Here is a 19,139-nt window from a genome sequence, read left to right on the forward strand (position 1 = left end):
CTTGACGGGTTTTCAGTCGTTATAATTTTGATGAATAAAATCTGATGAATAAAAAGACAGTGTATCTGAAACATGCTAATAGCCACTATAAATGATATGTCAAAAAATTAAATAATTATAGGGCTTCAAAGAGTCTATTTCATTGAACATGAGTGCATTTTACCTGCTTTTGCTAGGTTAGGTGACCCACACAGGCAGATTATTTTTAATGGTATAGTCAGTCTTCTATAAAAGAGTTACCACGTTGACCTCGCTTGCAGTATCACTTGTACCTCTGAGCTTAGTTGCATTGAGTTGCATTGACGCTCCTTTAAACTGAATAATCTGTCTAAAAGATTAAGCGATTTTTAGACAGTTAATTTTAGATGGCTAGAGGTATGTAGATGCTAATAGACAACATGCCTGCTTTAATACCGTAAATAGTATCGAGACTGAGCAATTAAGTGGCATTGTTTGCGCTATTAATGCTGTCAGCGCACGTTTACAACAGAGCAATCTTAAAGCTGTTTCATTTGTATGGTATTTTTCTATAGAACACCAAAGCGCGGCTTTAATCGTTTAAGTGATTAAAGCCGCGCTTATCTATAAAAACCAGCACAGCTTCTTTTCTATATTAAACTGACTATACCACTGACTGATACAAGATAACCTATGAAACGTATGTCGAAAAAAACACTATTATTAGCAGGAGCAGGGCATGCTCATATCGGACTGCTGCGCCGACTCAGTGCTGATCGCTCAAAAAACAACGCATCGAATGCATTGATAGATACGGACATTCATCTAATTAGTGAGCAACCTCACACGCTTTATTCTGGAATGCTGCCTGGCTGGATGGCAGGGCATTATCAGCTTGATGAAATCAGTATCGACACAAAGTCGCTGTGCTTGCGAGCTGGCGTGCGTTTCATCCAGCAGTCAATTATCAATATAACGGCCGCATCGAATACTGTAGAGACAAGCGGCAATGAGCGTTTTGATTATGATGTGCTGTCCCTAAATACGGGTGCCGATACAGACTTACGCGGGTTAAGCCAAGCATATGATGACATGAGCAACGATACCCGTGATGACATGAGCAATGACGTCATTGCTATCCGGCCATTATCGACATTTACTCTGCAATGGCAGCAGATTTTAGCTGATGCTCGCCAGTCTGAGCAGTATCGACTGGCTGTCGTTGGGGCAGGTGCTGCCGCTACTGAATTGGTGATGGCGGCACAGGTTGCCTTACAGAAAATCAATAACAATCATCAAGTGACACTGGTCTGCGGTGAGAATCTGCTATCAGGGTTTGTGCCGAGTTTTCGGCAGCGAGTGATCAAGCAGTTGCACCGCCACAGCATTACTATCATTGAGGCACGCGCGACAGCATATCGTGATGGTAAGTTGTCAACCTCTAATGACTCGTTTCCGGTGGATGCGGTTATCGCCGCCACTGGCGTGAGGGGCGCGGCATGGACAGTGTCAACGGATTTAGAAACGGTAGATAATGGGTTTGTCGCGGTTAATAGCCAGCAGCAGAGTGTCTCGCACCCCAATGTATTTGCAGTAGGGGATGTGGCAACACGAGTAGACCAATATGTCGCTCACTCAGGTGTCCATGCGGTGCATGGCGGCGCGATAGAAGCAGGTAATATACTGGCTTACCTCCAAAGTAAGATGCTGACAGAGTATCAACCAAAAACACATACGCTGTATTTATTATCTTGCGGTGATAAGTATGCCATTGGCAGCTGGGGGAGTGTGAGCCTACAAGGGCGCTGGGTGTGGTATCTCAAACGTCAAATCGACAAGCGTTTTGTAACATCTTGCGCAGCATAATGTTTAATTTTCATAATTATAAAATGCCCAATATTTTATTTGTCACTGTTCATTCACAATCAGGTAGTATTAGTTAGATAATATGTAAAGTTAAGAATTTTGAAGTATGATACTTTAAGTGACCTAACAGTAAAAAAGCCATTGCTTACGTTGAAGCGTTTACATTGCAATAATGCTTATCTACACGCTGTCTCTACATTGTTATTTTTTTTAGCTGTACAACTAAAAGGATTTTGTACCACTATGAAATCGACTATCGAACTACTTGAGCATACGGACTTTCCTGCTATTAAACGCCAACAATTGACCATATTGCAGGTCAATATGGGTTACTTGTGCAATATGTCGTGCGTACACTGTCATGTGGCGGCCAGTCCTTATCGAACTGAAATGATGTCACGAGAGTTGGTTGAGCTGATACCTAAAGTGCTACAAGCGCAAAATATCGACACGCTTGACCTGACGGGTGGCGCACCTGAGATGCATGAGGACTTTAAGTATTTAGTAAAAGCGGCTCGCGCACTTGGCGTCACAGTAATCGATCGCTGCAATCTGACCATTCTCATGGAGGAGGGTTATGAGGACATGGCGCAGTTTTTGGCAGACAATCAAGTAGAGGTGGTGGCCTCTTTGCCATGCTATTCGCTAGAAAATGTAGACAAACAGCGTGGCAAAGGCGCGTTCGATGACAGTATATTGGGATTGCAAAAGCTCAATAGCTTGGGCTATGGTAAGCCTGACTCAAGCCTGACACTGAACTTGGTCTTCAACCCGCAAGGTGCCACACTGCCGCCCAATCAGCAGCAGTTGGAAGCCGATTATAAGCGGGAGCTAAAAGAGCATTTCGACGTCGAGTTTAATCAACTGTTTGCACTGACTAATATGCCGATTCAGCGTTTTGGTGCGGTGTTACTAGCCAAAGATCAATTCCATCCTTATATGACACTGCTCAAGGACAACTATGTCGCTGCCAATGTAGCTGGGGTTATGTGCCGATCAACCATTAGCGTCAATTGGTTGGGTGAGCTATTTGACTGTGATTTTAATCAGCAGCTTGAGATACCTGTACCCAATAAGTCGCGTCGACATCTAAGCGATCTGTTGACCCAGAACCCTTCTGGCGATGATATTGCTATTGCTGATCATTGTTATGGCTGCACCGCAGGACAGGGCAGTAGCTGCGGTGGCGCGTTAGAGGACGAGAAGGTAGAACACCTAGCAGAAGATACGGTTGTCTAATCATTTATCTCAAATTATCAGACATCCAACATTAGCGACAAATAAACAGTTTTCGCCAGTAAGTACTATGAAAGCCAACAAAAACGAAATAGCCAAACATCATCGATTCAAATGGAGCCAATCTTATGCCAGTGTCTAACTTTTCAGTCAAAAACTTAGTGGTACAGCCAGTACTCGCAACAGCAATTCTATTATCCAGTGTGGCCGCTTATGCTGATTTTAACCATCAAAGCTGGGACAGTTTGCTTAACAAGCACGTCACCATGACCAATGGCGGCAAAGCCTCAGTGGTCAACTATGCTGGCATGAAAGCAGATAGTAGCAAGCTCACAAGCTATTTGGACGCCACGAGCAAGGTGTCTCAGTCTGAATTTAATCGTTGGAACAAAAACGAGCAGTTGGCATTTTTAATCAATGTCTACAATGCGGGTACCGTTGATCTGGTATTGACTAAATATCCTAATATCAAATCTATCAAAGACATTGGTGGGACATTCGGCTCACCATGGAAGCAAAAGTTTATTCCGTTATTGGGCAAGACTCGTTCATTAGATGAGATCGAGCACACCTTAATTCGTGGCTCTAAGCGTTACAACGATCCGCGCATTCACTTCGCCGTTAACTGCGCCAGTATTGGCTGCCCTGCATTACAAGATGATGCTTTCACTGGCAAAGGTTTGGACGGGCAATTAGAGCAAGCCACCTCGAAATTTTTGGCAGACAGTAGCCGTAATCGTCTAAAAGGTAATACGCTGAGTGTATCGCCAATCTTCAAATGGTACAAAGAAGACTTTGCGACCAATTGGCGTAGTACCAACGATTTAGAAGGATTTTTAGGTCGTTACTCTTCATCATTGGGATTGAGCAAAGCCCAAACCGCTGACTTGAAGCAAGGCAAAATCAAAATCAGTTATACCGATTACAATTGGAACTTAAATAAAAAGTAAATCTAGAATTTGGTCGATACAGGTGCTGGTCTTTATCAAAGACAGGCGAAAATGATGATGACTCATCACAATGGTGCATTTATTGAACATCTCTATCATCATTCCATTGCTAAATGAAGCGGACAATATATCGCAGCTCATTGCTCATATTAACAGTCACCATCCACCACCGTTGCAGGTGATAATGGTGGATGGTGGCTCGACGGATGATTCAGTTGGTATTGCTAGACGTTTATTAAACGATTTATCAAGTGTGGCGCAGACTGCTATAGATTGGCATGTTATAGAATCCATAGCTGGGCGTGCACGGCAAATGAATGCAGGTGCCATGTTAGCAACAGGTGATGTTCTATTGTTTTTACATGCCGATACCCAGTTGCCAATTGATGCGATAGATAACATTCAGCAGGCAATGATTCAGTATGACTGGGGACGTTTCGATGTGCGTCTGAATAGCCGTGATCCATTATTAAAAATCGTTGGGCTAATGATAAATCAGCGCTCACGTCTAGTAAGTATAGCCACTGGCGATCAAGCAATTTTTATCAAAAAATCTGTGTTCGGACAGCTTGGCGGTTATGCCGACCAGCCATTGATGGAAGATGTTGAGCTCTGTAAGCGGCTCAAGCGAATTGCCCGACCTGCTTGCTTAAAGAGTAAAGTAACAACATCAGCTCGGCGTTGGCAGCAACATGGTACGTGGCGGACGATTTTCTTGATGTGGTATTTGCGCTTTGATTATTGGCGTGGCGTATCCCCTGAAGTATTAAGGCAGCGCTACTATCGTTGAATCCAAATGACTTCGATACTATACATTTGCACTCGGTTTTCTTGACTCTTGTTTAAACTGAATCAACTATATAAACATTAATACCCCTTTAGATTAAGGATGCGCCCTAGCATGACTGAGCATTCAAGTCCTCACACAACCCGTACGATAACTAATGCACAACACCCAGACACCTGTGTCATTTTGTTTGCCAAATATCCAGCGCGTGATATGGCAAAAACTCGCTTGCAACCAGCCCTAGGCGTAGAGGGTGCTGCGATTATGGCAAGGCAATTGCTGTTGCATAGTGTCGAGCAAGCCGTCGCTACGGATTTTGTCGTTGAGCTATGTGTCAGTCCAGCAGCGACAGAGCATTGCTGGCAAACCCTTAATTTGCCTGACTCACTGCAGTGGTCGACTCAAGCGGATGGCGACTTGGGCACGCGTTTAATCACAGCAAGTCAAGATGCCCTGAAAAGATACCAAAGAGTCGTATTGATAGGGTCTGACTGTCCCAGTCTGACGGCAGAGCGTATTCAAACTGCGGTACAGCAGCTCGATAACTATGATGCGGTTATGATTCCAGCGACTGATGGTGGCTATGTGCTACTCGGGTTTAAGCAAGTTGATGGCAGTCTGTTTTCGGATATTATTTGGAGTACAGCTAGCGTGGCCGCTGTGACCCAGCAGCGTGTGGCGGATTTGGGCTGGACATTGGCATTGTTAGCACCGTTACATGACATTGATGAGCCTCAGGATTTAGAGCATCTACCATCAGATTGGCTTAAGTTTTATCAATAGTTATGACATACGAACGACTAGATGACAGTACGAATGATTAGGTGATAGTCAGCACATGCTTATCATGGATGTATTTATACCGTATCGCTTTATTTTTATGATGTTTACTCAGATTTTAACCAGGTTTTACTCTCAATAAGGATATTGTTATGCATGACGTTGTGCAAAATTACTATGGTAAAGAGTTACAAGGTACTGCCGACCTAAAAACCTCAGCGTGTTGTGATGTGAGCAATATGCCAGAGTGGCTCAAACCATTATTGGCCAATATTCACGATGAAGTATTGAGTCGCTATTATGGCTGCGGGTTAGTATGTCCTGCACTGCTTGAGGGTTGTAGGATTTTGGACTTGGGCAGTGGTTCAGGCCGTGATGTCTATGCATTGGCGCAATTGGTGGGCGAGAGTGGGCATGTGGTCGGTGTCGATATGACCGATGAGCAGCTGGCCGTAGCCAAAGAGCATCAGCAATATCACATCGATAAGTTTGGTTATGACAATGTGACTTTTTTGCATGGCTATATCGAAAAGCTAGATGAGCTGGATCTTGAAGATGGCAGTTTTGATATTATTGTCTCAAACTGCGTCATCAATCTCTCACCTGACAAAGCAGCAGTCATGGCCAGTGTGCAGCGTTTGCTTAAGCCTGGTGGCGAGTTTTATTTTTCTGATGTGTATGCTGATCGCCGTATTCCGCAACATCTGATAGATGATCCGGTCCTGTATGGCGAGTGCTTGAGTGGCGCATTGTACTGGAAAGATTTTACCCGTTTGTCACGAGATGCAGGGTTTTTAGACGTACGTTTGGTTGAGGATCGTCCGCTTGAGATTACTGATCCTGCTTTGGCGGCAAAAATTGGCGATATCCAGTTTTTCTCTGCCACTTATCGTTTGTTTAAGATTGCAGCGCTCGAAGATGCTTGCGAAGATCATGGTCAAGCGGTTATATACAAAGGCTCTATTGCACAGTCACCGCATCGTTTTGATCTCGATAAGCATCATGCTATTGAGGCTGGTCGAGTATTTCCAGTCTGTGGCAACACGTTTAGGATGCTAAAAGAATCTCGCTTTGCACCACATTTTGAGTTCATCGGTGATGACAGTCGTCACTATGGTATTTTTGCCGGCTGCGGTGAGCTGATGCCATTTAACAAGTCTGTGATACCAACCTCTGGATTAGGCGGTTGTTGTTAAAACTAGAGGTAGATAATGGGTTTGCATTCAAGATATAGAGATTAAAATCAGAAAAGGCCATTAATTCACTTAATGGCCTTTTTTATGAGTCATTCGTTGTTGATGTTTGTATATTGGCAGACGCTATAGAAATAGCATTTTACTGTTTAATAGATTGATTTTCGGTTAAATACTCATTTATCGACATGTTTAGGAAGTAATGCCGCCAATCGAGTTTTGGTTGCGTCATCCATCATATCTACCGATGTCACCAGTGCCTGAGCAAGCGCATCATGTGCAATTGAGTCAGGTGATTCAGCGGCAATCAAAGCGACCGCTTCCTTAATCACTTTTTGAGCATTGTCTGCATTTTTCATAAGATTTTTTATCGCATAGTCTGCACTGACGGCTTCTTCAGTCGGATGCCAACAATCAAAATCTGTCACCAGTGCTAAGGTCGCATAGGCAATACTGGCTTCACGTGCCAATTTGGCTTCTGGCATATTGGTCATACCGATGATGTCTGCCTGCATCTGACGATACCACTGGGACTCTGCACGGGTTGAGAACTGTGGCCCTTCAATACAGACATAGGTCGCTTTTGGGTGACTGGTGCCTTCTGCAATATCTGCATTGTCATAGGCACGCGTCAAGATTTCTGCGAGGGCAGGACAAAGCGGGTCGGCCATTGATACATGAGCGACTGCGCCCGCGCCAAAGAAAGTACTCACTCGCTGCTTGGTCATATCAATCATTTGATCTGGAATGACCATATCTAGTGGCTTAAGCGATTCTCGTAGAGAGCCTACTGCTGACACGGACACGATGTAGCGCACCCCAAGCGTTTTTAACGCATAAATATTGGCACGATAAGGCACTTCAGACGGCGTCAGTCTATGACCTTGACCATGCCGCGTCAAAAAAGCAACAGTCACACCTGCTAACTCACCAAGGACAATATCATCAGAGGGGCTGCCAAAGGGCGTGTCAATAGTAATATGACGCTTGTTGATGAGCGCATCCATTTGATACAACCCGCTGCCGCCAATGATGGCGATATCCGCAGAGAGTGATGCTTGTTTTGTAGGGGTTGTCATGAGTGTTATCCAATTTTAGTCGTCAGAGACAACCTTGCTAATATAGAAGAACTTTTTTTTATTGAAGCTGATAAAGGCATAAAGAAAATATCTTAAAATCATACCTCAGACAAAATATAGCAGAAGTTGAGTGATAATAGAAAGCAATCAAAAATAAGTATTTGGTCAGGTTTCATACATTATCTATAACGATATTTTGTCAAAGTAAAAATAGACGCTGCATCAAACATGCAAGATGTGTAATAGATGTTTGTTGTGATAAAGGTTTACAACCCCTTCAAACTCTGCTTAAATAATTAATAATCGAAACTAAGTTCCACTTGGCGGAACTCTATATATATTCAATTATCAGTAATAAAACGTTGGTATGTCCTTAAACGGCTTTGGATATAAGGTATTGAAAGTAAAAGAGAAACCAGTCTACGGTTTATTTTTTGCAAAAATTGCTATATTATTACTCGTCTGTAACGTATTTATGTATAAATACGAATATTATTAAATGTATTAAATCGATTACTTCAAGGATGAATTCAATGATCAGTTCTTTAAAATCCCCATTACTTTTGTCAGCGATGCTGAGTGTCACACTAGGCCTTACCGCATGCTCGTCACCAAGCTCAGAGAGTAGCGATGCCGCTGCTACAGATAGTACTGCAACGGATAGCGCAGCGACTGACACTGCTGCTGATAAGCTAGATACCAAATTTCTTACCATCGCGACCGGCGGTGCATCAGGCCCTTACAACATCATCGGTACGTCATTGTCTGAAGTCTATGTCAAAACCTTTGGGGTTAACTCAAAGACGCAAACCACGGGTGCTTCAGTTGAAAACGTCAATCTATTGACCCAAGGCAAAGTGGACATGGTATTGGCGCTTAGTGACGTGGTCACAGATGCTGTTGAAGGCAAAAACAACTTTGAGAAGCCAATCACTAACATTCAACAGATTGCTGTTCTGTACCCTAATGTCGTGCAAATCGTAACGACGAAAAAATCTGGCATCAAAAATATTGAAGATTTAAAAGGCAAGCGTATTGCTGTTGGTGATCAAGGCTCTGGAACAGAGGTAAATGCTCGTACCTTGCTAGAAGGGTTCGGCATTACATATGATGATGTGACAGTCGATTACCTAGGCTTTGCAGAAGCGGCAGATGGCATGAAAGCGGGTAAAATTGAAGCAGCATTCTTTAGTAGTGGCCTACCAAATTCATCTTTGATGGAGTTAGAGCAAGGCTTAGATTTACAGATTGTCACGATCAACCAAGACAAGCTAAAAGAAATCATCGCGACCAAGCCTTATTTCAAAACTTTTGAGATTCCTGTTGGCACCTATGGTAACGAAGCTGCTATTCCAACTGCTGCAATCATGAATGCGCTATTGGTCAGCTCTGACTTGTCTGAAGCTGATGGTTACAAATTAACCAAAGCGTTATTTGATAATTTAGAGGGTCTAAAAACCGCTCACCAAGCAGCCAACGACATCAGCCTAGCAACCGCTCGTGAAGGCATGGTCGCTCCAATCCATCCTGGTGCTAAAAAATACTATGACGAACAAGCAGCCAAGTAATTCATTAGGGCTAACAGCTGGCGCGGCATTGATTGCCGCGCTGGTTTTTTTTACGTTATGGATGGGCACCGCTTATCAATCTGTTGTCGAAGTACGAGTTGTGGGTTTAGAAGGAGACGATAAGGTATGCTACTTTGTCGAACCTGACTTTCAACTGCGCTGGATACATTCTGTAGAAAAGCAGTGGTGGGAGGAGCAGTACCAGCGTATTGACGAAAGCGGTACGGAAAAAGGTACATTGCTACTGACCACCACGTATTTTGAAGCATTTGGTGCAGGTACTCCTTCTACCGAAACGCTTGCCCCTATACAAAAGCCTGGCTATTTGGGCTATCAAATTAACGAAAAATTGCCAAATCTCAACTGGGTTGTCTCTCGACTGACCAAAGGTGAGATTGATTATGGCAACCATCGTTTTTTGATTCACCAGTGGGTGCCAGACTATTCTGAAGTAATAATCATGCCGAAAATGTATGGTTTCATTGATAGATTTAACAAGGACTTTTGTCATGACCTCCCAAGTGACGGATCACGGTAGCGTAACTACCATGCCAGACGCTCATGTTGATACAGACGCTGAAGCGGCGGCGAACAACAAAGCGGTATTGGAAAAATATGACCGAGAGTCAATCACGCGTCATATTACCCAAGGACCAGTGAAATATTTGATTGCTGGGGTTTGTATACTCTATTCGCTATTTCACCTTTATATCACCTTTAATCCAATGCCAGCATTGCTACAACGCTCTGTACACGTGGGCGTTGGTTTCGCATTGATATTCTTGATCTTCCCTGCTAGCAAAAAAAGTAGCCGAAAAAGTGTGGCATGGTATGACTGGATTTGGTTTGCGCTGTCGCTATCTGGCATGGGCTATCTGATTTATGAATATCAAGATATTGTGACCTCACGTGGCGGCATGGCAAATCAAGTCGATGTGATATTTTCACTGATTACTGTGGTCTGCGTGTTAGAGGGCAGTCGCCGTATCACAGGTTGGATTTTGCCAATATTGGCAGGGATATTCTTGGCTTATCCCTTTGTCAGTCATTTGGATTTTATGCCAGATAGGCTGCTGACTCGTCCTTATGACATGGGTGATATCTTTGGTCAATTATTCTTAAAAACTGAAGGCTTATACTCTGTTGCGATTGGCGCATCGGTCACGTTTATTTTCCTATTCATTCTCTTTGGCGCGTTCTTAGCACGCTCGGGAATGGGACAGCTGTTCAATGATTTGGCACTAGCCATCGCCGGTCATAAAAAGGGCGGGCCTGCAAAAGTAGCGGTCATCTCTAGTGGCTTTATGGGCAGTATCAACGGCTCTGCATTATCGAATGTGGTCAGTACCGGTGCCTTCACCATTCCGTTGATGAAAAAGGTTGGCTATCACAAAGATTTTGCCGGTGCAGTTGAGGCAAGTGCCTCAGTTGGCGGGCAGATATTACCACCGATTATGGGCGCGAGTGCGTTCATCATGGCGGAGACAACAGGATTGCCTTATAGCACGATTGCATTGGCCGCGTTACTGCCTGCGATTTTGTACTATCTTGGTGTGATTGCACAGGTGCATTTTCGCGCTGGACGCCGTGATCTAAAAGGCATCGCCAAAGAAAACTTGCCAGCGGTAAAAGAAGTATTAAAAGCCCGTGGTCATATGCTACTACCGATTGTGTTTTTGGTTTTCTTATTAATCAAAAATGTCCCTGTCGGTTATGCAGCGGCTTATACCATTGGGTTCACCGTTGTGATCAGTATGTTACGTGCTGAGACTCGCATGGGGTTGTCTGATATCTTAGGCGCACTAGAGGATGGCGCTCGCCAGTCACTAGCGGTAATGGCGGCTTGTGCGGTCGTCGGTATTATCATTGGGGTGGTTAGTCTGACCAGCTTTGGTACAGTGATGACATCCTCTATTGTGACATTAGGTGCAGGGTCGTTATTCTTTACGCTCATCTTAACCATGTTAGCATCGATGGTTTTGGGCATGGGTCTACCTTCTATTCCTGCCTATATCATTACGGCGACGATGGCAGCACCTGCCCTAGCTGGCTTTGATATTCCGATTTTATCAGCGCACATGTTTGTTTTCTACTTTGGTATCTTTGCAAATATCACACCGCCTGTCTGTCTAGCAGCCTTTGCGGGTGCGGGTATCTCTGGCGGCGATCCGATGAAGACAGGGTTCTTGTCACTCAAACTGGCACTTGCCGGATTCATCGTACCGTTTATGTTTATCTATAACCCAACGATGTTGATGATTGATCCAACAGGTTTGGCAGTCACAGCGAAAGAGTTCCCATTACCCCCTATTGTAGATATTATCACCGTGGTCGTGACGTCAATCACTGGTGTGATTGCACTCAGCGCTGCGCTTGAGGGATATTTTAGAGGTAATATGAATACTGTGACTCGTATTATCTTAACGATTGGTGCGTTGTTATTGATTTATCCTGAGATGATGACAGGTATCGTTGGAGGCGCTATTGTTCTTGGTATTGCAGTATTTAATATTAAGACGAGTGAAGCACCGAAACCGACTGTTAGTGTGTAGCTGTGAATATCTAGTACCAACCACAAATTATATGAGTAGCTGTGTCGAACAAGTTTATTCTAAATAACCCCAGTTCGGGATAAGCCGATCTGTAAATCATTGATACTATTTATAATGTGGCGACTTGCCTTTGCTGAGTCATGTTTTTAATAGTGGGTTTATAGGGAAACCAGCAATAAGCAATCAAACCTGACAGCAAGTTTGTGATAAAACCCGTGACACTACGATGGCGTGAATGCTCAATCTGACACAAGTTTTTCAGCTCCCCAAACACCGTCTCAACCGAAGAGCGATGATTGAGTAGCACCTCATCCATAGGCTCAAGTACTTGCGGTTTCATATTACACCGCATTTTGGTTATCAGCTTAGTATCACTATTATTTGTAAGCCACGCGCCTAGTGCTTTACTGATATAGCCTCTATCACCGAATAGCTTACCAAACAAAGGCGTTGCCATATCCTTAACAGGTGCTCTATCATCAGTATTACCCGCAGTGACTTTGACGGAGACCAGCTCACCTTTATGATTGATAATGGCGTGTAGCTTAAAACCGTAAAACCAACCCATGCTACTTTTACCTCGGGTTGCAAGTCCTTCAAAGACTTTATGACGGTAAATACGCTTGTTATGACAAACCGCTATCTTGGTTGAATCAATATAACTGATACCCGTACAGTCGCCCATCATGCTTTGCAAGTAGCTACATAAAGGCATGACACTACGCGGCACAAGCTCTATAAATCGCGAGTAGCTCGGCAGATTTGGAAACTCCCGTTTCATCATGCCAAGCATGTGATGGTAGTAAAACGCCTTAAACTGTCGATAACGTAATTGATGAAACAGTATCAAGACCGTCATTATTTCTGCTACACTTATCTTGCATGCTCTTAATCTTTGGTGTCCCGTTGCGATTAAGTGAGCCTCAAACTTAGGTTTGAATTGTTGATAAAAGTCGTCAATATGGCAGTATAGTTCGGTTAGGTTGTCCATGTAAGAAGTCCTTTTTGCTTAAGTGGTCTTGGTAAACTTACTTTAGCAACTTCGGACTTCTTTTTTTATCTTTTTTTTGAGCGCTTATCCCGAACTGGGGTTAAATAAGTAATACTACTACTTGTTTTCATGGCTACTCAAATTTTTGTGAATGGATATAAACGTAGAATGTCTAAGTTTTACACTTAAACATAGATATCTTTTACATTGATACTTTAAATCAGTCATAAAAAAGGGTGAATAACAAATTTGTTATTCACCCTTTTTGTATGCTTAGCGAATACTTTATATCCGCTGTATGGTCAGATTAGCAGCCCAATTTACCTTCTGCTGCTAATGCTTTTTTGCTACGGATAGGTGCAGGGCAGTCTTCGCCGTAGTACTGACGATCGGCAAAGTAGCTTGAGCGTACCATTGGGCCTGCCCAAATATTAAAGAAGCCGATTTTTTTGCCATAGTCCATATAACGTTGGAATTCATCTGGATGGACATAACGATCGACAGGCGCATGGTTTTTGCTAGGTTGTAGATACTGACCAACCGTGATCATATCCACATTATGTGCCTTTAAATCATCAAGCAGCGCATAAATCTCTTCTTCGGTCTCACCAAGGCCAACCATAAAGCCGCATTTGGTCGCGATATCAGGACGGCGCTCTTTATATAGCTTGAGTAAATCAAGTGAATGCTGGTAATCAGAACCCGGACGGAATGCTTTATACAGACGTGGCACCGTTTCGATATTGTGGTTAAACACATCGGGCGGCGTTTCCGTTAGCAAATCTAACGCAACATCCATACGACCACGGAAATCAGGTACCAATATTTCAATTAAGCAGTTCGGGCTAAGCGCTCTAGATTCATTGAGTACTTCGACGAAATGCGCTGCGCCGCCATCTTTGAGATCATCACGATCGACAGAAGTGATAACAGCATATTTGAGTTGTAAGCCCAAGATGGTTTCAGCAGTATGGCGTGGCTCATCAGCATCTAGCTCATTTGGACGACCATGGCCGACATCACAGAACGGGCAGCGACGCGTACAGATATCGCCCATAATCATAAAGGTCGCCGTACCATCAGCGAAGCACTGCGGCAGGTTAGGGCAGGCGGCTTCTTCACAGACCGTATAGAGCTTTTGCTCACGCAGCGTTGACTTGATACGAGCCACTTCAGCAGGTGATGACATTTTTACCCGAATCCAATCTGGCTTTTTCTTAGCCTCAATGGTGGGAATCACTTTAATTGGGATACGGGCAACTTTGTCATAGCCTCGCAGCTTTTCGCCTTGAATGGCTTTTTTTGGTTTGGCTTTAGCAGCAGGTACATGCGTTTGTACGGCAGTTGTCATAATGGAATTATCTCTTAACCCTTTATACTATAAGGGTTTATGGAATTATCAGAATGTTTTATTAATGGCGATATTATAGCAGAAATTTGGCAGTCAATTTTGGAACAATATCGTTAAGATTACTACGACTTGTCTCTTTACCATAGTTTTAAATATCTATGTTAATCTCTAACTCATTCAGTATATCTATAGCGGCGCGAAACGCTTCTTGGGTGGCGGGTGCACCGCAGTAGGGCAAGCTATGCATCAATACTTCTCGAATCTCAGCGACACTGGCACCATTATTAATCGCGCCTCGAATATGGCCTTTTAACTCAGTTGGGCTTTTTTGGGCAATCAAAAAAGCGATAGTGATTAATGATCGATATTTGCGCGGCAGTACTGAGTCATCTTGCCATGTGCTGCCCCAAGCGTGTTCAATGATCCAGTCTTGTAGCGGCTGGGTAAATCCTGTGGCAGCATCAAGTGAGCGCTTCACGTGTGCCTCACCCATGACCTCAGTGCGTACTTTTAGCCCATTGTCATAGTTGGTGCTATCGTCCATATCGGCATCCTTAGTATTTATTGAAGGTATCTCTTACAGAGTTGCATAACAGTCATATGGTGACTGTATGCTCATAAAGCAAGTAATCATTATTAACAATAATCAATGGGACATCACTGATAATGGGGCATGCAACGCTATTGTAGAGGGCACTATTTTTATAATAAATGTTCGATATGGCCTTACTATCCGCCTTTTACTGGCTGAGCCATTAACATTTAGAGCGTTTTAAGCTATGATTGCACCAATAATTATTCCCTATAGTATATCGACGCAGGCAGTCATGCTGACTACCCACGTAATGTGCTAAACCCCAACTAACGAGGACGACTATTGTGTTAGAAGCTTATCGTAAACATGTCGAAGAACGTGCTGAGCTAGGAACGGTTCCGCTACCACTGAACGAAAAACAAGTAGTAGAGTTGGTTGAACTCCTAAAAACGCCACCTACAGGTGAAGATGCGTTTTTGATGAACCTGCTAGAGAACCGTATCCCTGCTGGTGTTGATCAAGCAGCATATGTTAAAGCAGCATTTTTGGCCGCTATCTTGAAAGGTGAAACCTCATCACCACTTATCAGTAAGCAAAAAGCGGTTCAAATCCTAGGTACTATGCAAGGTGGCTACAACGTTCAACCATTGGTTGCAGCACTAGATGACGCGGAAGTAGCACAAGACGCTGCTGAAGCATTGAAAAAGACGTTGCTAGTATTTGACGCGTTCAATGACGTGACTGAAAAAGCAGAAGCGGGCAACACTATTGCAAAAGAAGTGGTTCAGTCTTGGGCTGACGCAGAATGGTTCTTGAACCGTGCTGAAGTACCGAAAAAGACCACGTATACGACATTCAAAATCACTGGTGAGACCAACACCGATGACTTGTCACCTGCGCAAGATGCGTGGAGCCGTCCTGATATTCCATTGCATTCACTAGCCATGCACAAAAACTCTCGTGACGGCATCACTGCTGATGACGAAGGCGTTGTGGGCCCAATGAAGCAGATCGAAGAACTGAAAAAAATAGGCCATCAATTGGCGTATGTTGGTGATGTCGTCGGTACGGGTTCTAGCCGTAAGTCTGCAACCAACTCAGTACTTTGGTTAATGGGCGATGATATCCCTAACGTGCCAAACAAACGTGGTGGCGGTCTGGTATTGGGTAACAACATTGCGCCTATCTTCTTTAACACGATGGAAGATTCTGGTGCATTACCAATCGAAAAAGTGAATGTTGATAATCTAAACATGGGTGATGTGTTTGACATCTATCCGTACGAAGGCAAAATCACTAAGCATGATTCTGATGAAGTACTATCAACTTTCGAGTTAAACTCGCCAACATTGCTTGATGAAGTACGTGCTGGTGGCCGTATTCCATTGATCGTTGGTCGTGGTTTGACTAACCGTGCTCGTGAGTACATGGGTCTTGGACATTCAGATATCTTTGCTAAGCCAGAAGAGCCAGCGGATACTGGTAAAGGCTTCACGCTAGCACAGAAAATGGTTGGTAAAGCTTGTGGCCTGACAGGCGTACGTCCAGGTATGTACTGTGAGCCTAAGATGACTACTGTCGGCTCTCAGGATACGACTGGTCCGATGACGCGTGATGAGCTAAAAGACTTGGCATGTTTGGGTTTCCAAGCGGATCTCGTGATGCAGTCATTCTGTCATACTGCTGCTTATCCAAAGCCAGTTGACGTTGAAACTCAGCACACACTACCTGACTTTATCATGAACCGTGGCGGCGTCAGCTTGCGTCCAGGTGATGGTATCATTCACTCATGGTTGAACCGTATGCTACTTCCAGATACTGTTGGTACTGGTGGTGACTCGCATACTCGTTTCCCAATGGGTATCTCGTTCCCAGCGGGTTCTGGTTTGGTTGCTTTCGCAGCTGCGACTGGTGTGATGCCACTTGATATGCCTGAATCTGTCCGTGTTCGTTTTGTTGGTGAGCGTCAAGCTGGTATCACGCTACGTGACCTAGTACATGCGATCCCTTATCAAGCGATCAAAGAAGGGTACTTGACTGTTGATAAGAAAGGTAAAATCAACGAGTTCAACGGCCGTATTCTTGAGATTGAAGGTCTAGAAGATTTGACTGCTGAGCAAGCGTTTGAATTGTCTGATGCCTCAGCTGAGCGTAGTGCTGCTGGTTGTACCATCACGCTATCTGAAGCGTCAGTGACTGAGTATCTAAACTCAAACATCACGCTGCTTAAGTGGATGATCTCAGAAGGCTATGGCGATGCACGTACGATCAGCCGCCGCGTTGAGCAAATGCAAGAGTGGCTAGCGAATCCAAGCCTATTGCGTGCTGATGCTGATGCTGAATACGCGATTGACATCACGATTGATATGTCAGATATCAAAGAGCCTATCCTTTGCTGCCCGAACGATCCAGATGATGCTAAGACACTAGCAGATGTGGCTGGCGATACCATTGATGAAGTATTCATTGGTTCATGTATGACCAACATTGGTCATTTCCGTGCCGCTGGTAAATTGCTACAAGACGTACCAGCAGGAAGCCTGAAGACTCGTCTATGGATTGCACCGCCTACTAAGATGGATGCACGCCAGTTAATGGAAGAAGGCTACTACAACATCTATGCTCAAGCCGGTGCTCGTACTGAGATGCCAGGTTGTTCACTATGCATGGGTAACCAGGCACGTATCGCACCGAAGTCTACTGCGGTATCGACCTCAACCCGTAACTTCCCGAACCGTTTGGGTCAAGGCGCTAACGTATACCTAGCATCAGCTGAGCTTGCTGCTGTTGCTGCAGTACTTGGTAAATTGCCTACCAACGAAGAGTATCAGCAGTATGCTGGCATGCTAGACAGCATGGGTGAGGAAGTGTATCAATACATGAACTTCGACCGTATGTCAGACTATACTGAAGAAGCAGACAAAATTAACGTTGCTCAATTGAGCTAATGTTGGTTAAAGCTTAAGTGCATTGTTTCTAAGTTTTAAAAAACCCCGTATCGTCATGATGCGGGGTTTTTTGTATAAAATTAAAAAGCGAGTAGTTATTTACAAACTTTTATTGAGTATCTATACTCAACGTTGTGGCTGTTCAACTGTACGATTTTTAATAAGCGAGAGTTTTGAGGACAAATATTATGGAACGTAAAGTTATGCTTGATAAAGCGACACCGCCACCATTACCCAACTCCGTTAGGGCTAATAATAGTGCTGAGGCAAACTATGGCATCATTGACTGGTTTAAAAAGTGCTTACGCAATTATGTGAATTTTTCGGGTCGTGCTCGCCGCAAAGAGTATTGGTACTTTTTTCTAGTACAGATGGGTGTGGTCATCGTTGCTATGTTGTTAGATGCCATCATATTCAGCTCAGAGACAGGTTTATTTTATATAGTCGCGGTGCTTGGTTTATTTTTGCCTGGTCTGGCTGTGACTATCCGCCGCTTACATGACACTAGCCGCTCAGGATGGTGGTTTTTGATAGGTGTGGTGCCACTGATAGGCTCTATTATATTACTGGTATTTTTAGCGAGTGACACCAAGCCTGAAACCAATAAATGGGGTCTGCCAGCAAAATAGTATGTCTTAAAAGAGGCGCTAATCGTTAATAAGAATGCTTACACCTGTTTACAAATGTGCTCACTGATTTTTTACGCGATTTTCTGTATAATATAGGAGCAGGCGGAAACCGTGGCTCTGCACTATATTTATCTTTTCTATCTCGGGACGGACCGATACTTTGATATGCACTTAAGTGCTTTGGAGTCTTGGTTGATTACTTTATCACCGTTCAAACGTCGTATTGTCTATGTGATTGCATTTGAGATTATCGCAATTATTTCTTCTACCTTTGTGCTCATGAAGCTAAGCAATAGTGATGCGTCGGACTCTCTGCCTGTCGCTTTGATGGTATCTCTGGCAGCGATTATTTGGAACTTCTTATATAATACTGCTTTTGAGACTTGGGAGGATCGTCGACAAATAGCAGAGCGCACGCTGCTTATTCGTAGTGTTCATGCATTGATATTTGAAGTCGGTTTGGTTTTGATCTGCTTGCCGTTATATATGGTTTGGTATCATGTAGGTTTGCTTCAAGCATTTATGATGGAAGCGGCTTTACTGGTATTTTTCTTGATTTATAACTTTGTGTTTACCTTTATCTTTGACAAGATATTTACTTTACCTTATCACTATAAGACCGCATCTACCGCTTAGCTAATATCTGTCTTTTAATGAATAATGATGATGTTGACCACAAAAAAGCTGCCTATCTATGGGCAGCTTTTTCGATGATG

Annotated in this window: 16 protein-coding genes; 12 read left to right on the forward strand and 4 right to left on the reverse strand. The window is 43.7% G+C overall.

The genetic code is table 11. From position 1 onward, the window contains the following. Positions 1–651 precede the first annotated feature (651 nt). From IP510_RS06415 to IP510_RS06440, 6 genes are all read left to right on the forward strand, one after another. Entirely contained in the window at positions 652–1,824 is a 1,173-nt protein-coding gene (locus IP510_RS06415; protein ID WP_194363940.1) for an FAD-dependent oxidoreductase, read from the forward strand. A gap of 243 nt (positions 1,825–2,067) precedes the next feature. After that, the gene (gene arsS, locus IP510_RS06420; protein ID WP_194363941.1) at positions 2,068–3,063 is read left to right on the forward strand and encodes an arsenosugar biosynthesis radical SAM (seleno)protein ArsS; all 996 of its coding nucleotides are present in this window, start codon (positions 2,068–2,070) and stop codon (positions 3,061–3,063) included. A gap of 125 nt (positions 3,064–3,188) precedes the next feature. After that, positions 3,189–4,010, forward strand: coding sequence for a DUF547 domain-containing protein (locus IP510_RS06425; RefSeq protein WP_194363942.1), 822 nt, complete (start codon positions 3,189–3,191; stop codon positions 4,008–4,010). Positions 4,011–4,080: 70 nt separating this feature from the next. Next, a complete protein-coding gene (locus IP510_RS06430) occupies positions 4,081–4,800 on the forward strand; it encodes a TIGR04283 family arsenosugar biosynthesis glycosyltransferase (RefSeq protein ID WP_194363943.1) in 720 nt (239 codons plus the stop codon). 111 nt (positions 4,801–4,911) lie between these two features. Continuing rightward, positions 4,912–5,580 (forward strand): TIGR04282 family arsenosugar biosynthesis glycosyltransferase, encoded by a 669-nt coding sequence (locus IP510_RS06435; protein WP_194363944.1) that lies wholly within the window; start codon positions 4,912–4,914, stop codon positions 5,578–5,580. 149 nt (positions 5,581–5,729) lie between these two features. Next, positions 5,730–6,773: a methyltransferase domain-containing protein gene (locus IP510_RS06440; protein ID WP_194363945.1), complete on the forward strand. Its 1,044-nt coding sequence runs from the start codon at positions 5,730–5,732 to the stop codon at positions 6,771–6,773. A gap of 173 nt (positions 6,774–6,946) precedes the next feature. Here IP510_RS06440 and mtnP read toward each other — a convergent pair whose 3' ends face one another. After that, the gene (mtnP, locus tag IP510_RS06445) at positions 6,947–7,849 is read right to left on the reverse strand and encodes an S-methyl-5'-thioadenosine phosphorylase (RefSeq protein ID WP_194363946.1); all 903 of its coding nucleotides are present in this window, start codon (positions 7,847–7,849) and stop codon (positions 6,947–6,949) included. Positions 7,850–8,382: 533 nt separating this feature from the next. On the opposite strand from mtnP, the gene IP510_RS06450 reads away from it, so the two are divergent. From IP510_RS06450 to IP510_RS06460, 3 genes are read left to right on the forward strand one after another with little or no spacing between them, the layout of a single operon-like run. Continuing rightward, positions 8,383–9,417 (forward strand): TAXI family TRAP transporter solute-binding subunit, encoded by a 1,035-nt coding sequence (locus IP510_RS06450; RefSeq protein WP_194363947.1) that lies wholly within the window; start codon positions 8,383–8,385, stop codon positions 9,415–9,417. Beyond that, positions 9,395–9,955 carry a DUF1850 domain-containing protein gene (locus IP510_RS06455; protein WP_194363948.1) on the forward strand — a complete coding sequence of 187 codons (561 nt, stop codon included), beginning with the start codon at positions 9,395–9,397 and terminating at the stop codon, positions 9,953–9,955. Before IP510_RS06450 ends, IP510_RS06455 begins: the two co-directional genes overlap by 23 nt. Continuing rightward, positions 9,927–11,969, forward strand: coding sequence for a TRAP transporter permease (locus IP510_RS06460; protein WP_413786468.1), 2,043 nt, complete (start codon positions 9,927–9,929; stop codon positions 11,967–11,969). Before IP510_RS06455 ends, IP510_RS06460 begins: the two co-directional genes overlap by 29 nt. A 109-nt stretch (positions 11,970–12,078) precedes the next feature. On the opposite strand, the gene IP510_RS06465 is transcribed toward IP510_RS06460, so the two are convergent. The 3 genes from IP510_RS06465 to IP510_RS06475 form a co-directional block, all read right to left on the reverse strand. After that, a complete protein-coding gene (locus IP510_RS06465; protein WP_194363949.1) occupies positions 12,079–12,960 on the reverse strand; it encodes an IS982 family transposase in 882 nt (293 codons plus the stop codon). Between the two features lie 307 nt (positions 12,961–13,267). Continuing rightward, entirely contained in the window at positions 13,268–14,311 is a 1,044-nt protein-coding gene (lipA, locus tag IP510_RS06470) for a lipoyl synthase (RefSeq protein WP_194363950.1), read from the reverse strand. A gap of 148 nt (positions 14,312–14,459) precedes the next feature. Continuing rightward, a complete protein-coding gene (locus IP510_RS06475) occupies positions 14,460–14,855 on the reverse strand; it encodes a carboxymuconolactone decarboxylase family protein (RefSeq protein ID WP_194363951.1) in 396 nt (131 codons plus the stop codon). A 335-nt stretch (positions 14,856–15,190) separates the two neighbouring features. Here IP510_RS06475 and acnB point away from each other — a divergent pair, with 335 nt between their 5' ends. The 3 genes from acnB to IP510_RS06490 all read left to right on the forward strand — a co-directional run bounded on the left by acnB (position 15,191) and on the right by IP510_RS06490 (position 19,059). Then, entirely contained in the window at positions 15,191–17,794 is a 2,604-nt protein-coding gene (gene acnB / locus IP510_RS06480; protein WP_194363952.1) for a bifunctional aconitate hydratase 2/2-methylisocitrate dehydratase, read from the forward strand. 188 nt (positions 17,795–17,982) lie between these two features. After that, on the forward strand, positions 17,983–18,423 hold the full coding sequence (locus IP510_RS06485) for a DUF805 domain-containing protein (protein WP_227669541.1): 441 nt from the start codon (positions 17,983–17,985) through the stop codon (positions 18,421–18,423). A 192-nt stretch (positions 18,424–18,615) separates the two neighbouring features. Beyond that, the gene (locus IP510_RS06490) at positions 18,616–19,059 is read left to right on the forward strand and encodes a PACE efflux transporter (protein ID WP_227669542.1); all 444 of its coding nucleotides are present in this window, start codon (positions 18,616–18,618) and stop codon (positions 19,057–19,059) included. Positions 19,060–19,139 lie beyond the last annotated feature (80 nt).

Source organism: Psychrobacter sp. NG254, from assembly GCF_015277735.1.
Classification (GTDB): domain Bacteria; phylum Pseudomonadota; class Gammaproteobacteria; order Pseudomonadales; family Moraxellaceae; genus Psychrobacter.

What these genes read in the sequence shown, in the direction of transcription:
- IP510_RS06415 (WP_194363940.1), top strand. Translation starts at nt 652, where the DNA reads ATGAAACGTATGTCGAAAAAAACACTATTATTAGCAGGAGCAGGGCAT.
- arsS (WP_194363941.1), top strand. Translation starts at nt 2,068, where the DNA reads ATGAAATCGACTATCGAACTACTTGAGCATACGGACTTTCCTGCTATT.
- IP510_RS06425 (WP_194363942.1), top strand. Translation starts at nt 3,189, where the DNA reads ATGCCAGTGTCTAACTTTTCAGTCAAAAACTTAGTGGTACAGCCAGTA.
- IP510_RS06430 (WP_194363943.1), top strand. Translation starts at nt 4,081, where the DNA reads ATGGTGCATTTATTGAACATCTCTATCATCATTCCATTGCTAAATGAA.
- IP510_RS06435 (WP_194363944.1), top strand. Translation starts at nt 4,912, where the DNA reads ATGACTGAGCATTCAAGTCCTCACACAACCCGTACGATAACTAATGCA.
- IP510_RS06440 (WP_194363945.1), top strand. Translation starts at nt 5,730, where the DNA reads ATGCATGACGTTGTGCAAAATTACTATGGTAAAGAGTTACAAGGTACT.
- mtnP (WP_194363946.1), bottom strand. Translation starts at nt 7,849, where the DNA reads ATGACAACCCCTACAAAACAAGCATCACTCTCTGCGGATATCGCCATC.
- IP510_RS06450 (WP_194363947.1), top strand. Translation starts at nt 8,383, where the DNA reads ATGATCAGTTCTTTAAAATCCCCATTACTTTTGTCAGCGATGCTGAGT.
- IP510_RS06455 (WP_194363948.1), top strand. Translation starts at nt 9,395, where the DNA reads ATGACGAACAAGCAGCCAAGTAATTCATTAGGGCTAACAGCTGGCGCG.
- IP510_RS06460 (WP_413786468.1), top strand. Translation starts at nt 9,927, where the DNA reads ATGACCTCCCAAGTGACGGATCACGGTAGCGTAACTACCATGCCAGAC.
- IP510_RS06465 (WP_194363949.1), bottom strand. Translation starts at nt 12,960, where the DNA reads ATGGACAACCTAACCGAACTATACTGCCATATTGACGACTTTTATCAA.
- lipA (WP_194363950.1), bottom strand. Translation starts at nt 14,311, where the DNA reads ATGACAACTGCCGTACAAACGCATGTACCTGCTGCTAAAGCCAAACCA.
- IP510_RS06475 (WP_194363951.1), bottom strand. Translation starts at nt 14,855, where the DNA reads ATGGACGATAGCACCAACTATGACAATGGGCTAAAAGTACGCACTGAG.
- IP510_RS06485 (WP_227669541.1), top strand. Translation starts at nt 17,983, where the DNA reads ATGGAACGTAAAGTTATGCTTGATAAAGCGACACCGCCACCATTACCC.